The organism is Amycolatopsis sp. NPDC003861, from assembly GCF_053605405.1.
Window position 1 is genome coordinate 33,872 of sequence record NZ_JBSGJD010000043.1, and the last position, 12,440, is coordinate 46,311.

The following is a 12,440-nucleotide window of genomic DNA, read 5'->3' on the forward strand; positions in this document are numbered from 1 at the left end:
TTGACAAGCATGACGGAAGCGACGGATTTGGCCGCCCGGGCGGGTGATCGCGATCCCCGGGTGGGGCTGCGCGCGGTCGCCGCGTTGCGGCGGCTGCTGGAACAACTCGAGGCCGTGCAGGTGCGCAGTGCGCGGGTGCACGGCTGGTCTTGGCAGGAGATCGCCGCCGAGCTGGGGGTCAGTCGGCAGGCCGTGCACAAGAAGTACGGGAGGCACTGATGTTCGAGAGGTTCACCGCCGACGCGCGGATGGCGGTCGTCGAAGCGCAGATCGTGGCTCGGGAGTCCGGCTCGGTCGAAATCGGGCCCGCCCACCTGCTCGCCGGGCTGGTGAAGACCGGCGCTCCGGTGCTCACCGACCTGGGCGTGTCCACTGAGGACATCGCGGCCGAGCTGGCCCGCACCCGGCGCCGCGGCGGTGTGAGCGACGCCGACGCCGAGGCGCTCACCGAGTTCGGCATCGACGTCGAGCAGATCGTCGAGCGCGTCGAGCAGACGCACGGCGAGGGGGCGCTGGCCGGGCGGCTCGGCCCGGCCAAGCGCGGGCACATCCCGTTCACCGCACAGTCGAAGAAAACCCTGGAACTGAGCCTCAAGGAAGCCGTCCGGCTGGGCGACAAGCACCTCGGCCAGGAGCACATCCTGCTCGCGCTGGCCCAGCAACGCGGCACCGATGACGTCCTCGCCCGGCGCGGCGCGGACTACCTCACGCTGCGCCGGGCCGTCCAGCAGCGCAAAGCCGGTTAGCTCTCGCGCCAGGTCGTCCAGGGCAGCAGCGCCTGGGTGAGCGGGCCGATCGTGAGCGCGTAGAGCACCGTGCCGACGCCGACGGTCCCGCCGAGCAGGAAACCGGCCGCCACCACGGTCACCTCGATGCCGGTGCGCACCAGCCGGATCGGCCACCCGGTGCGGCCGGCGAGCCCGGTCATCAGGCCGTCGCGGGGGCCCGGGCCCAGCCGGGCGCCGACGTAGGTGGCGGTCGCGACCCCGTTGAGCACCACTCCGCCGACCAGCAGCGCGATCTGCCACGCCAGCTCGTGCTGGTCGGGGAGGAACGCGCGGACGACGTCGACCACGACCGAGATGATCACGACGTTCGCGATGGTGCCGATGCCGGGCCGCTGGCGCAGCGGGATCCACAGCAGCAGCACGGCCACCGAGATGAGGCCGGTGACGGTGCCGAACGTCAGGCCGGTGTGCTTCATCACGCCTTCGGCCAGCACGCTCCACGGCTCGAGCCCGAGGCCGGCGCGGGTGACAAGGGCGACGCTGGCGCCGTAGAGCGTGAGGCCGGCGAGCAGCTGCACGCTGCGGCGGACGGGGTTGCGGGAGATCCGGACGGGCCGGAGGTCGATCTGAGTCACGACCGCACTATCGCCGGAGAGTGGACTGGTAAACCATAGCCAATTCCGGGATATTGGCCTTATGGAAGCCGTGCTCCCGGTAGGTGGACGTATTTCTGGTTCGCGATTGGCCGTCATGCTGGGCTCGTGGCGGCAAGGTGGCTCTCGTCAGGGAGCTGCCGACCTCGCCGCGGCCATCGAACTGCAGGTGCTTGACGGCCAGCTCCCGCTGGGCACCCGGCTGCCCGCCGAGCGCGAGCTGGCCGACGCGCTCGGCGCCAGCCGCACGCTGATCGGCGCGGCGCTGGACCGGTTGCGGGAGAGCGGGCTGGTCGCGAGCCGCCGCGGTGCGGGTTCGTGGGTTGCCGCGCCCGGGCGGCGGCGCCGCGGCCCGCTCGCGCCGGCGGGTGACGGCTCGATCGACTTCACCCACGCGTCCTCGCCCGCCGTCCCGGGCATGGCCGCGGCGGTCGACGCGGCGCGCGTCCGGCTCGCCGACCACCTGAGCGACCACGGCTATCAGGAGCGCGGCCTGCCCGCCCTGCGCGAGCGGATCGCGCGGCGCTACACCGAGCGCGGCCTGCCGACGACGCCGGCCCAGGTCATGGTCACCAACGGCGCGCACCACGCGTTCGTGCTGGTCCTGCGGATGCTCGCCGGGCCCGGCGATCGCGTGCTGGTCGAGCAGCCGACGTACCCGAACGCCCTGGAGGCGATCCGCGCCGCGCACGCCATCCCGGTGCCGGTCGCGCTCGACCCGAGCGGCGAGCGCGGCTGGGACATCGCCGGCATCGACGCGGCCCTGCGCCAGGCGTCCCCGCGGTTCGCCTACCTCGTCGTCGACTTCCAGAACCCGACCGGCCTGCGCCTGGACACCGACGGCCGCTCCCGGCTCGGAGCCGTGCTGGCCCGCGCCCGGACACCGGTCGTGGTGGACGAAACGCTCGTCGAGCTCGACCTGGAGGACGACCCCCGGCACGGTCCGCCGCCGCTGGCCGCGTTCGCCGGCGACCTGGCCATCTGCGTCGGTTCGGCGTCGAAGACGCACTGGGGCGGGCTGCGGCTCGGCTGGATCCGCGCGTCGGAGGACCTGCTCGGCCGCCTGGTTTCGGCGCGCTACGCGGTCGACCTCGGGTCACCGGTGTTCGAGCAGCTCGTGCTGACCGAGCTGATGGCCGACGAAACCCTGCTGCACCGCAGGCGCGAGGAGCTGCACGGCTACCGCGACGCGCTGGCCGGCGCAGTGCACCGGCACCTCGCGGACTGGACGTTCACGCTGCCGGCGGGCGGCCTGTCGCTGTGGTGCCGGATGCCGGAGCCGGTGAGCTCGCGCCTGGCGGTGGCGGCGGCGAGCCACGGCGTCCAGGTGGCGCCGGGCTCGCGCTTCGGCGTCCACGGCGGGCTGGAACGCTGGATCCGGCTGCCGTTTTCCCTGCCACCGGACCGGATCAGCGAGGCGGTCCGGCGGCTGAGCGCGGCCGAAGCGTCGGTCCGCGGCACCCCGCCGTCCTTGGACGCGCCCATCGCATGACGGAACCGGTGCGCTGGATGCGAGCCTGCTCCCAGGGATGGGCGGCGTTCATGTGCATCCAGCGCACCGGTTCGTCGTTCCACACACCCGCTCACGGACGTGACCCCGTTCGCGGGTACCGCGGCTTCCCGGCACAGCCCCTCGACGTGCCGGGAAGCCGGCGGCTCAGGTGCGCTCGCGGTACTGCGAGTCCTCGCTCGGCGCGGTGAGCAAGGGCTCCCGGAGCGCACCCGGTGTGGGTCCCGGCGCCGCGGGGGCAGCGCGGCGCCGGGACCGGGATCCGACCCGGCCGGGCGCGGTCGGCCGGTCGGAAAGTCTGTGGTTTCGCATGGTTTTCGCCCCGGGGGTACGTCGGACGCGCGTGCGGCGTCACGAGACGTGAAAGAGCCACGGATTGCTGGCTGGAGCAGGGGAAACGTCACGCCTCAACGGCGTACGGGTGCACCTTGATGATCTTGATTTGGGCGCACTTGTCCCCGGCTGCCCGGTCGGGGGTCAGTCGGGGGAGGTGGTGGGCAGGGCGGCTTCCCGGCCCGCGCCGTCGACCTCGTGGTCGCGGCTGGTGCCGATCAGCTTGAGCTGCGTGGTGGTGACGTCGTCGGTGTGGACGGCGAACGCGTGGCGGGCGCCGCCGGAGCCGTCGTGGCCCGGGGCCGCGGTGGGAGCCGGCGCGCTCGGGGCGGTGGTGCCGCCGGGCAGGCCGGGCGTGGAGTCGCCGCCGCCGGTGACGTGGGTGCCGGAGTCGCGCGGCTGCTCGTGGACCGCCGGCAGCGAGCCGGCGTGCCGGACGACGACCAGGTGCACGACCGAGGCGCGGGAGGGCTGCTGCTGGTCGGCCGTCGTGGCGGCCGCGGCGGGGACGGTCTCGACGACCGCGGCCGGTGCCTGGGTGACGACGGCCGCGACGCCGGGGACGACCGCGGTCCCGCCGCCGGCGTTCGAGCTGCCGCCGAGCACGGGGTTCAGAAGGTCGTCCAAAGGCAGCAGCACCGGCGCGTCCGGGTAGCCGGCGGGCGGCTGGGTGAGCGGCGCGAGCACGGTGTGGGACAGCGTGTCGGTGACCGTGCCGAGGGTGTCCGTGACGGTGGTGAGCGTCCCGCCGACCACGTTCAGCACGCCGCCGACGAGCCCACCGACCAGGCCACCGTCGGACGACGTGGCCTTGACCGGCGCGTCGGCGCTGTCCTTTGTGGTCGTTCCGGTGACCGCCTTCAGGGTGCCGCCGACCAGACCGAGCAGGTTCCCGCTGGAAGAGGTGGCCTTCGGCGCTTCGGAGCTCTCCGAGGACGTCGCCTTCTTGGCGGCCGCGAGCTCCTCGGCGGGCGAGGTGTCCGACGGCTCCGCCGTGGTGGCGGCCTCAGCGGAAGGGTTTTCCGGGTCGTCCTTTGTGGTCTCGGCCGCGGTGGGCGCTTCGGCCGGCTGCGTCTCGTCCGCCGCGGGCGGCTCGGAGGTGTCGGCCTTCGGCTGCGCCGAGCAGGTGCCGACGCCGGTCTCGTGGTGGCTCTTGCGGTGCCGGGCGTGCCAGAGCGGCTTCGCGGCGTGGTCCACAGTGGAAACCACGGGCGCCTCGGGGCACGCCGGGCGCTCGGCCGCCGACGCGGTACTGCCGGACAGCGCGGCGCCGAGCAGCCAGCCGGCGAGGGTCAGGCCGCCGGCGACCAGGATCTTGGCGGCGGGCCGCTGCAGCGACGCCGTCCACGGGCGCGGCGTGCGTACGCGCGCGTGCGAGACGACCAGCGCAGGCCGAACGGGAGCGTCGCGGCGCGCGTCCGCCGTGCTGCTCACCGCCACCACCACCGTCCGCGCCTGAGGCTTCCGCGATTTCCGCTCGAGCCTGTTCTTGCTGGGGTCTTTCTCCGGTCAGGTCGCAGTTCCCCCGGGGCTGCACTCTTTCCAGCGCCGCTCGGGAGTCTTTCATCTCTCCCGCGTTCGATCCAGCCCGCAAGGCCGAGCGGCCCTGTCGCGCAAGGTATCTGCGGCCGACAAGTTGATCACTCTGAGTGCCGTTCGGGTGCTCGCTTACGGCCATTCGGACGAGTTCTGCAATTTGCACATCTCAGCGTTGACCTGATGTTTCCGTGCGCCCGAACGCGCTTTGTGTCGAGCCGGTTCCGCTCGGTGCGCAACCGGCGGTTCCGGCCAAGTGACCGGAATTTGACCGGGATGTGGGACGGCCACTGGGCCGAACGGGTTCCGCGCGCGGCTTCGCTTGCCCTGCCCCGAAAGCGCGCGCCCCGGACCGTCTCCGGATCCGGCTGCGGTCCGTGATCGCGAACTCGTCGCCGAGACGCCGCGCGGGGCGCCCGGTGCGGCGGGGGCGCGCCAGGCGGAGCCGCGCGTCGAGGACGTCGCTGCGTCCATCGTGGACGCTGCCGCCACCAACGCGGAGAGTGACGACCCTGAGCGGCAAGTGGTGGACCCGGCGGTTGGTCCATCCGGGCTCCGCGGCCCCGGCCGGGGTGTGCTCGCGCCGGAACGACGTCTACTCAGCCGGACCGCGGTGATCAGACCAGTTTGCGCAATCGGGTGATGCCCTCGTCGATGACCTCGTTGCGCTTGCAGAACGCGAAACGCAACAGGTGTTTCCACTCGTCCGGGTGATCGGTGAACACCTTCACCGGCACCGCGGCGACCCCGACCCGGCCCGGCAGTTCCCAGGCCAGGTCGGCGGCGTCGGTGAAGCCCAGCGGCCGCACGTCGACGCAGACGAAGTAGGTGCCCGCCGTCCGCCGGACGGCGAACCCGGCGTCCGCGAGCCCGGCCGAAAGCCGGTCCCGCTTCTCCTGCAGCGACGCGCGCAGGCCCTCCACCCAGGGCAGCTCGTGGTCGAGCGCGTGCGCGACGGCCGGCTGCAGCGGCCCGCCGGACACGAAGGTGATGAACTGCTTCGCCGCCTTCACCGCCGCGACGAGCTCTGGCGTCGAGCAGACCCAGCCGATCTTCCAGCCGGTGCAGTTGAACGTCTTGCCGGCGCTGGAGATGCTCACCGTCCGCGGCCGCATGCCGGGCAGCGTGACCAGCGGCACGTGTTCCGAGTCGTCGAAGACGAGGTGCTCGTAGACCTCGTCGCAGATCGCGATCAGGTCGTGCTCGACGCACAGCGCGGCGAGCGCCTCCAGCTCGGCACGGGTGAACACGGTGCCGGTCGGGTTGTGCGGTGAGTTCACCAGGATCGCCCTGGTCCGCGGCGTGACGGCGGCACGCAGGCCGTCGAGGTCGAGGCCGAACCGGCCGTCGGGGCCTTCGACCAGGCCGACAACCCGGCGTTCGGCCCCCGCCATCGCGACCGCGGCGGCGTAGGAGTCGTAGTACGGCTCGATGACGATCACCTCGTCGCCGGGCTCGGTCAGGGCCAGCAACGCCGCCGCGATGGCCTCGGTGGCGCCCGCGGTGACCAGGATCTCCGTGTCCGGGTCGTACTCGGTGCCGTAGCGCTGCCGGTGCCGCGCGATCGCGGCGCGCAGCTCGGGCCGCCCGGGCCCCGGCGGGTACTGGTTGGCCCCGCCGAACAGCGCGTTCTTCGCCGCTTCGAGCATGCCGTCCGGCCCGTCGGTGTCCGGGAAGCCCTGGCCGAGGTTGACGGCGTCGTGCCGGACGGCCAGCGCCGTCATCTCGGCGAAGATGGTCGAGGTGAACGGCCGCAGCCGGGGGACGAGAGCAGGTTCGCGCACGATCAGCCATCCTCACGGACAATGGCGATGTGGAGCAACTGACCCCCGCGAAGGTGACGCCCGCCGACCCACCGGGCGGCGCGGCCGGTGAAGAGGAAAAGCGGCGCGCGCTGCGCAAGATGAAGCTGGTCGCGCTGTCGTTCCTGCTCGGTGCCACGCTCGTGTTCCTGCTGACCAGCTGGGCGCAGGCGAGCGGCTGGCCGGGCTGGGTCGGGTACGTGCGCGCCGCGGCCGAGGCGGGCATGGTCGGCGCGCTGGCCGACTGGTTCGCCGTGACCGCGCTGTTCCGGCACCCGCTCGGGCTGAAGATCCCGCACACGGCGATCATCCCGAACAAGAAGGACGCGCTGGGCAACAGCCTCGGCGACTTCGTCGGCTCGAACTTCCTGTCCGAGGAGGTCGTGCGCGACAAGCTCAAGCGCGTCGAGATCGCGCGGCGCCTCGGCGCGTGGCTGGCGCAGGAGGAGAACGCCGAGCGCGTGACGTCCGAGCTGGCCCCGGTGGTCCGGGCGGCCGTCCGCGTCCTCCGGGACGAGGACGTCCAGGCGATCATGGAGCAGGCGGTCGCGCGGCGGATCATCGACAAGCCGTGGGGCCCGCCGCTGGGCAAGATCCTGCAGGGCGTGTTCGCCGACGGCGCGCACCACAAGCTCGTGGACCTGATGTGCGACCGGGCGTACGAGTGGGTCCGCGACAACCACACGACGATGCTGCGCGTGGTGTCGGACCGGGCGCCGAGCTGGTCGCCGAAGTTCGTCGACGAGATGCTCGCGGACAAGGTCTACGGCGAGGTCCTGTCCTTCGCGTGGGCGGTCAAGACCGACGTCAACCACCCGATGCGGCTGGCGCTGGACAAGTTCCTCGGCGAGTTCGCCCAGGACCTGCAGACCGACCCCGACGTGATGGCCCGCGCCGAGCAGGTGAAGGGCCAGATCGTGCACCACGAGGAGGTCCAGCGCCTGATCGGCTCGGCGTGGAGCACGGCGAAGGAGATGCTCCTGACCGCGGCCGAGGACCCGTCGAGCGAGCTGCGCCGCCGCGTCCGGCTCGGGCTGGTGTCGCTGGGGACCCGTCTGGTCTCCGACGACCAGCTGCGGTCGAAGGCCGACGGCTGGGTCGAGGGCGCCGCGGCGTACCTGGTGAAGAACTACTCACGGGAGATCACCACCATCATCACCGACACGGTCGAGCGATGGGACGCCGAGGAGACGTCCCGCAAGATCGAGCTCCAGGTGGGCCGCGACCTGCAGTTCATCCGGATCAACGGCACGGTGGTGGGCGCGCTCGCCGGGCTCGTCATCTACGCGGTCGCGGAGCTGCTGTTCTGAGGGCCGAGTTCTATACCACACCCCGGGGACCTTCAAACCAGTTGTCCACAGGAAGCTGAGTTATCCCCCGGGTTATCCACAACTTTTCACGGTGATGGCCTAACGGCTGTCCACAACGTGTGGGGGCCAGGGCCCCGGGGGCGTGGATATGTGGTGCTTCGTCCCCAAGTTGTCCACAACCGTTCGAGTGTCCGCCGCTCGGATGAGGGCCGCTCAGCCCGCCGCGGCGCGGGCGCGCCAGCCGCGCGCCTTCTCGCGGTTGCCGCAGACGCGCATCGAGCACCACGTGCGTGAGCGGTTGCGCGACTCGTCGTAGAACGCCCACAGGCAGGTGTCCGCCGGGCAGATCTTCAGCCGGATCCAGTCGCCGCGGACGACCAGCCGGGCGCAGGCGATGAACACCGCGCCGACGACGTCGTCCGCGACCAGGGCCGGCCCGTCCGCGGTCAAGGAGATCCGGGTGCCGACGTCGACGCTGCCACCCGGCAGGCGGGGGTCGCCGATCGCCGCGCGCAGGGCGTCGCGAGCCGCGCGTGCCTCGGCGGCCGGGTTGGCCGCCAGCTCGTGCGCGGCCGCCCACTCGCGCCACCGCTCGGGATCTTCGAGCAGGTCGGTGCCCTCTTCGACGTTGACCGTGTTGAGGAACTCCACCACGAGGGAGGCGTCGGTGTGCACCTGCCGACTGTACGGCGGTTGCCTTCGGGGGTGCTAACCCACATAATCGCTTCACTGGTTACTCGGGATCGGAGGGAGCGACGATGAGTGCGGTACCGACGCTGGGCGTGGTGGCCCTCGACTGCCCGGACCCGGCGGCGCTGGCCGAGTTCTACCGCTCGGTGCTGGAGTGGGACGCCCCCGAAGTGGCCGAAGACGGGCACTGGGTGACGCTGCCCAACCCCGCGGGCGGCGCGGGCATCGCGTTCCAGCGGGTCCCCGACTACCGGCCGCCGGCTTGGCCGTCTGCGGAGAACCCGCAGCAGATGCACCTGGACCTGAACGTCACGGACCTGGAAGCGGCGCACGAGCGCGTGCTCGGGCTGGGCGCCAAGCTGCTCGACGACAACCCGGAGACGTTCCGCGTCTACGCCGATCCGGTCGGCCACCCGTTCTGCCTCTGCGCCTGCTGACGCGTTTTTGCGTAGGCTCTGCGGTGTGATTTGTCCGAAGTGTCAGAACCAGATGCGGACCGTCGACAAGAACGGCATCCACATCGACCAGTGCGACGGCTGCCGCGGCATCTTCCTGGACCGCGGCGAGCTCGAGGCGATCGTCGGTGCGGAGAGCTCGTTCTACGGCCAGCAGCCGCCGCCCTACCAGTCCGGTCCGGCGCCGACGGCGCACTACGGCCGTCCCGACTCGCCGCGGCCCTACCGCGGCGGCTACCCGGACTCGCCCAAGGCGTACCGCGGTGGTTACGCGGACTCGCCGCGGCCGCACCGCGGGGGCTACTCGGATTCGCCGCGGCCGTACGGGCACGGGCACCGCAAGCGCAGCTTCCTCGAGAACCTCTTCGACTGAGATGGGGCTCGACCTGCGGATCTGCCCGGCGTGCGGCGATCGGGCAGACCGCCCGGTCGTCACGGGCTCGATCGTCTCGTGCGCCAAGTGCGGGCACGAGTGGTCGTTCGAGAAGCTGCCGCTGTTCGCGCTGACCGGACCGAGCGGGGCCGGGAAGTCGACGATGGGGCCGCTGCTGGCCGAGCGGTTCGGCGGCGACGTCGTCGTGCTCGACCAGGACATCCTCTGGATCGGCGCGCTGCGCGACGACGTACTGGACTTCCGGTCGGTCTGGCTGCGGATGGCGGCGATGCTGCACCAGAACGGCCGCCCGGTCGTGCTGTGCGGGACGGTCGCGCCGCCGGAGTTCGAGTCGCTGCCGGAGCGCGCGTTCTTCAGCGACATCCACTACCTGGCGCTGGTGGGCACGCCGTCGTCGTTGCGCGCCCGGCTGCGGGCGCGCCCGGCGTGGCGGGAGTGGGACGAGGAGCGGATCGACGAGATGCTGGAGTTCAACGATTGGCTTCGGAAGTCGGCTCCGGACCTCGGCGTCGACGTCTTCGACACCACGGACGTCTCCCACGAGGCGACGGCCGACCACGTCGAGAAGTGGATCCGCGCGCGGCTGCCTTAGCCCAACGGCCAGGTGCGGCCGCCGGGGGAGTCGAGCCAGAACTCCTGGCGGTCGCCGGTCACCGTGACGCCGAACCGGTCGCGGTCCGGCTTGCCCAGCTCGCACCAGTCGACGAAGGCGGCCTCGGCGAGCTCCCACAGCGCCCGCGGGCCGCCCTGGGCGACCTCGTTCGCGCCGCCGCGCTTGCGGTGGCGGACCCACGAGCCGTCCGGGTGGACCAGCGCGAGCCCCGACGCTTCCTCACCGCCCTCGCGCACCGGGCGGACACCGGGCAGCGCCAGTCCCGCGAAGAATTCGAACTGCTGACGCGGCTGGAGCACGGTCGACATCGGCAGCCGCGTCTGCTCCCAGTCGCCGCGCGAGGGCATCGGTAGCGGGCCCGTCTCGGGGAGCCGGTGCGCGCGCAGCGGCATGAACCGGCCGTCGCGCGCGAGGACGCGGCCCTGAGCGGTGCCGTCGTCGTCGGCGACCAGCCGGACCAGCCCGGCGCCGATCGGGCGGTTCAGCGTCGTGACGATCAGCCCGCCCGGTTTCGCCTGCGCCAGCCAGGGGAGCGGGATCTCCGACACCGAAGCCGTGCACAGCACCCGGTCGAAGAGCGTGCCGGCCGGGAAGCCGAGCGCGCCGTCACCCACCGCGCAGGCCGGGTGGTACCCGGCCTCGGCCAGCCGCTCGCGCGCCGTCCCGACGAGCACCGGGTCGATGTCCACTGTGGACACCCGGCCGGCCCCGCAGCGGTGGCTCAGGAGCGCGGCGTTGTAGCCGGTGCCGGTGCCGATCTCGAGCACGCACTGCCCGTCGCGCACCCGCAGCTCCTCGAGCATGATTGCCATGATCGCGGGCATGCTCGACGAGCTCGTCGGCGTGCCCGCCACCGGGCCGTCGCGCCGGGCGACCTCCCAGCGCTCCGGGTCGTCGTCGAGCTGCGTCACCAGCACGTCGCGGGAGTAGACGGTCTCCAGCCAGCCCGGGTCGCCGCGGTCGACCGCCGCCCACAGCCCGCCCGCCGGGGCGAAGAACCGCGGTAGGAAGACGTGGCGGGGCACCGAGCGGAAGGCGGCGATCCACTCCGGCGCGTGCAGGACGTCCTCGTCGAGGAGGTGCTCGACGAGGCGTCGCCGCAACCGGGCCGAGCGCGTCATGGGACCACGGTAGCGGTGAGCGTCACACCCGAAGGTTGCAAGCAGGGTGCTTGCAATAGCTAGCACTCCGGCGTACCGTCGAAGGTGTCGCGAGGAGGTGACCGGATGACAGAGACCGGTGGGACGTCAGGATCCGGCAGTCCCATGGAAAAGGTCGCGGACATCGCTTCCGACATCGGCGAGTACATCCGCCAGCAGCGCAACACCGCGAAGATCTCGTTGCGCCAGCTGTCGAAGCTCGCCGGCGTGTCCAACCCGTACCTGAGCCAGATCGAGCGCGGGGTGCGCAAGCCCAGCGCGGAGATCCTCCAGCAGATCGCCAAGGGCCTGCGCATTTCGGCGGAAGCGCTGTATGTGCAGGCCGGGATCCTCGACCTGCCGACGGGCGGGCCGGTGGGCGACGCGATCCGCGCCGACGCCGAGCTGACCGAGCGCCAGAAGCAGGTCCTGCTCGACGTCTACGAATCCTTCCGCCGGGAGAACGCCGCGGCACGGCCGGCCGCCACTCCCGCCCCGGACACCACATCAGCCGCTTCAGCCGCGAAAACCGAGGAGTCAGCATGACCACCCCCAAGACCGAAGACGTCAAGAAGGCCGTCACCAACGCCCTCGACCAGGTCCGCACCCCGCTGCTCGCCGCGCTCGGCGCCGGCAACCTGGCCACCCACGCCGTCACCGACGCCGTGGCGAAGGCCAAGGAGAACGTGACCAAGGGCAGCGAGACCGCCCGCAAGAACCTGCAGGAGCTGCCGACCGACGTCGAGAGCCTCCGCGAGAAGCTGGACCCGGCCGAGCTGCGCAAGGTCATCGACGAGTACACCGAGGCCGCGCTCAAGCTGTACAACAAGCTGGCCGAGTCGGGCGAGCAGGCGTGGGACAAGATCGCCGCGCAGCCGCAGGTCAAGAAGGCCATCGAGCAGCTCGAAGAGGCCCTGACCACCGCGCAGGGCCAGGTCGAGGGCGTCACCGCCGAGGTGCGCGAGCGCGTCGACGGCGTGCTGGGCACCTTCACCAAGCGCACCCGCTCGGTCGGTGAGAAGACCGCCCGCAAGGTGACCGAGGTCGCCGGCGAGGCCGCCGACGCCATCGAGGAGCTGGGTGACGACGTCGCCCACGAGACCCGCTCGGCGAGCCGCCGCGTCGCGAACAAGACGGCCCCGAAGACGGCCGCCCCGGCCCGCCGGAGCACCACGTCGAGCACCACCAGCGCCGCCGCGAAGAAGCCGGCCGCGCCGAAGACCGACAAGTGACATCGCCGTGAACTCCCGGCCCCGCCCACCCCACCCCGGGGGCGG

The 12,440-nt window shown here is 72.2% G+C and carries 14 protein-coding genes; 9 read left to right on the forward strand and 5 right to left on the reverse strand.

Annotated elements, in window-relative coordinates:
- Nucleotides 1-9 precede the first annotated feature (9 nt).
- Both ACWEVN_RS14055 and ACWEVN_RS14060 read left to right on the forward strand, forming a co-directional pair.
- Nucleotides 10-219 (forward strand): sigma factor-like helix-turn-helix DNA-binding protein, encoded by a 210-nt coding sequence (locus tag ACWEVN_RS14055; protein ID WP_004559389.1) that lies wholly within the window; start codon nt 10-12, stop codon nt 217-219.
- Complete coding sequence (locus tag ACWEVN_RS14060) at nt 219-746, forward strand: Clp protease N-terminal domain-containing protein (protein WP_452051474.1); 528 nt, start codon at nt 219-221, stop codon at nt 744-746. The genes ACWEVN_RS14055 and ACWEVN_RS14060 overlap by 1 nt, the downstream gene beginning before the upstream one ends.
- Here the strand turns inward: ACWEVN_RS14060 and yczE are convergent.
- The gene (yczE, locus tag ACWEVN_RS14065) at nt 743-1,363 is read right to left on the reverse strand and encodes a membrane protein YczE (RefSeq protein WP_452051475.1); all 621 of its coding nucleotides are present in this window, start codon (nt 1,361-1,363) and stop codon (nt 743-745) included. The genes ACWEVN_RS14060 and yczE overlap by 4 nt on opposite strands.
- A 61-nt stretch (nt 1,364-1,424) precedes the next feature.
- On the opposite strand from yczE, the gene yczR reads away from it, so the two are divergent.
- Nucleotides 1,425-2,873: a MocR-like transcription factor YczR gene (gene yczR, locus ACWEVN_RS14070; RefSeq protein WP_452051476.1), complete on the forward strand. Its 1,449-nt coding sequence runs from the start codon at nt 1,425-1,427 to the stop codon at nt 2,871-2,873.
- 495 nt (nt 2,874-3,368) lie between these two features.
- Here the strand turns inward: yczR and ACWEVN_RS14075 are convergent, their stop codons facing one another.
- Both ACWEVN_RS14075 and ACWEVN_RS14080 read right to left on the reverse strand, forming a co-directional pair.
- A complete protein-coding gene (locus tag ACWEVN_RS14075) occupies nt 3,369-4,658 on the reverse strand; it encodes a hypothetical protein (protein ID WP_452051477.1) in 1,290 nt (429 codons plus the stop codon).
- Between the two features lie 719 nt (nt 4,659-5,377).
- A complete protein-coding gene (locus tag ACWEVN_RS14080) occupies nt 5,378-6,544 on the reverse strand; it encodes a pyridoxal phosphate-dependent aminotransferase (protein WP_452051478.1) in 1,167 nt (388 codons plus the stop codon).
- A gap of 29 nt (nt 6,545-6,573) precedes the next feature.
- Between ACWEVN_RS14080 and ACWEVN_RS14085 the strand changes: the two genes are divergently transcribed.
- Nucleotides 6,574-7,872 (forward strand): DUF445 domain-containing protein, encoded by a 1,299-nt coding sequence (locus tag ACWEVN_RS14085; RefSeq protein ID WP_452051479.1) that lies wholly within the window; start codon nt 6,574-6,576, stop codon nt 7,870-7,872.
- Between the two features lie 213 nt (nt 7,873-8,085).
- On the opposite strand, the gene ACWEVN_RS14090 is transcribed toward ACWEVN_RS14085, so the two are convergent.
- On the reverse strand, nt 8,086-8,547 hold the full coding sequence (locus tag ACWEVN_RS14090) for a CGNR zinc finger domain-containing protein (protein ID WP_452051480.1): 462 nt from the start codon (nt 8,545-8,547) through the stop codon (nt 8,086-8,088).
- An 83-nt stretch (nt 8,548-8,630) separates the two neighbouring features.
- On the opposite strand from ACWEVN_RS14090, the gene ACWEVN_RS14095 reads away from it, so the two are divergent.
- Genes ACWEVN_RS14095 through ACWEVN_RS14105 form a run of 3 tightly spaced genes read left to right on the forward strand, consistent with a single transcriptional unit; the run spans nt 8,631 to nt 10,003 of the window.
- Nucleotides 8,631-8,999, forward strand: a complete 369-nt coding sequence (locus ACWEVN_RS14095; protein ID WP_449687990.1) for a VOC family protein — start codon at nt 8,631-8,633, stop codon at nt 8,997-8,999.
- Between the two features lie 7 nt (nt 9,000-9,006).
- Nucleotides 9,007-9,390 (forward strand): TFIIB-type zinc ribbon-containing protein, encoded by a 384-nt coding sequence (locus ACWEVN_RS14100; RefSeq protein ID WP_449687991.1) that lies wholly within the window; start codon nt 9,007-9,009, stop codon nt 9,388-9,390.
- A gap of 1 nt (nt 9,391) precedes the next feature.
- Nucleotides 9,392-10,003 (forward strand): AAA family ATPase, encoded by a 612-nt coding sequence (locus tag ACWEVN_RS14105; protein WP_452051481.1) that lies wholly within the window; start codon nt 9,392-9,394, stop codon nt 10,001-10,003.
- Here the strand turns inward: ACWEVN_RS14105 and ACWEVN_RS14110 are convergent.
- Nucleotides 10,000-11,145 carry a methyltransferase domain-containing protein gene (locus ACWEVN_RS14110; RefSeq protein ID WP_452051482.1) on the reverse strand — a complete coding sequence of 382 codons (1,146 nt, stop codon included), beginning with the start codon at nt 11,143-11,145 and terminating at the stop codon, nt 10,000-10,002. The genes ACWEVN_RS14105 and ACWEVN_RS14110 overlap by 4 nt on opposite strands.
- Nucleotides 11,146-11,289: 144 nt before the next feature.
- Here ACWEVN_RS14110 and ACWEVN_RS14115 point away from each other — a divergent pair, with 144 nt between their 5' ends.
- Together ACWEVN_RS14115 and ACWEVN_RS14120 are read left to right on the forward strand one after the other, a co-directional pair.
- The gene (locus ACWEVN_RS14115) at nt 11,290-11,709 is read left to right on the forward strand and encodes a helix-turn-helix domain-containing protein (RefSeq protein ID WP_310968491.1); all 420 of its coding nucleotides are present in this window, start codon (nt 11,290-11,292) and stop codon (nt 11,707-11,709) included.
- Nucleotides 11,706-12,395 carry a hypothetical protein gene (locus ACWEVN_RS14120; RefSeq protein ID WP_449687994.1) on the forward strand — a complete coding sequence of 230 codons (690 nt, stop codon included), beginning with the start codon at nt 11,706-11,708 and terminating at the stop codon, nt 12,393-12,395. Before ACWEVN_RS14115 ends, ACWEVN_RS14120 begins: the two co-directional genes overlap by 4 nt.
- The last annotated feature ends 45 nt before the right edge of the window (nt 12,396-12,440 follow it).

Excerpts from the sequence above, each read along its gene's own strand:
- ACWEVN_RS14055 (WP_004559389.1), top strand. The coding sequence starts at position 10 with ATGACGGAAGCGACGGATTTGGCCGCCCGGGCGGGTGATCGCGATCCC.
- ACWEVN_RS14060 (WP_452051474.1), top strand. The coding sequence starts at position 219 with ATGTTCGAGAGGTTCACCGCCGACGCGCGGATGGCGGTCGTCGAAGCG.
- yczR (WP_452051476.1), top strand. The coding sequence starts at position 1,425 with ATGGAAGCCGTGCTCCCGGTAGGTGGACGTATTTCTGGTTCGCGATTG.
- ACWEVN_RS14095 (WP_449687990.1), top strand. The coding sequence starts at position 8,631 with ATGAGTGCGGTACCGACGCTGGGCGTGGTGGCCCTCGACTGCCCGGAC.
- ACWEVN_RS14105 (WP_452051481.1), top strand. The coding sequence starts at position 9,392 with ATGGGGCTCGACCTGCGGATCTGCCCGGCGTGCGGCGATCGGGCAGAC.
- ACWEVN_RS14110 (WP_452051482.1), bottom strand. The coding sequence starts at position 11,145 with ATGACGCGCTCGGCCCGGTTGCGGCGACGCCTCGTCGAGCACCTCCTC.
- ACWEVN_RS14115 (WP_310968491.1), top strand. The coding sequence starts at position 11,290 with ATGGAAAAGGTCGCGGACATCGCTTCCGACATCGGCGAGTACATCCGC.
- ACWEVN_RS14120 (WP_449687994.1), top strand. The coding sequence starts at position 11,706 with ATGACCACCCCCAAGACCGAAGACGTCAAGAAGGCCGTCACCAACGCC.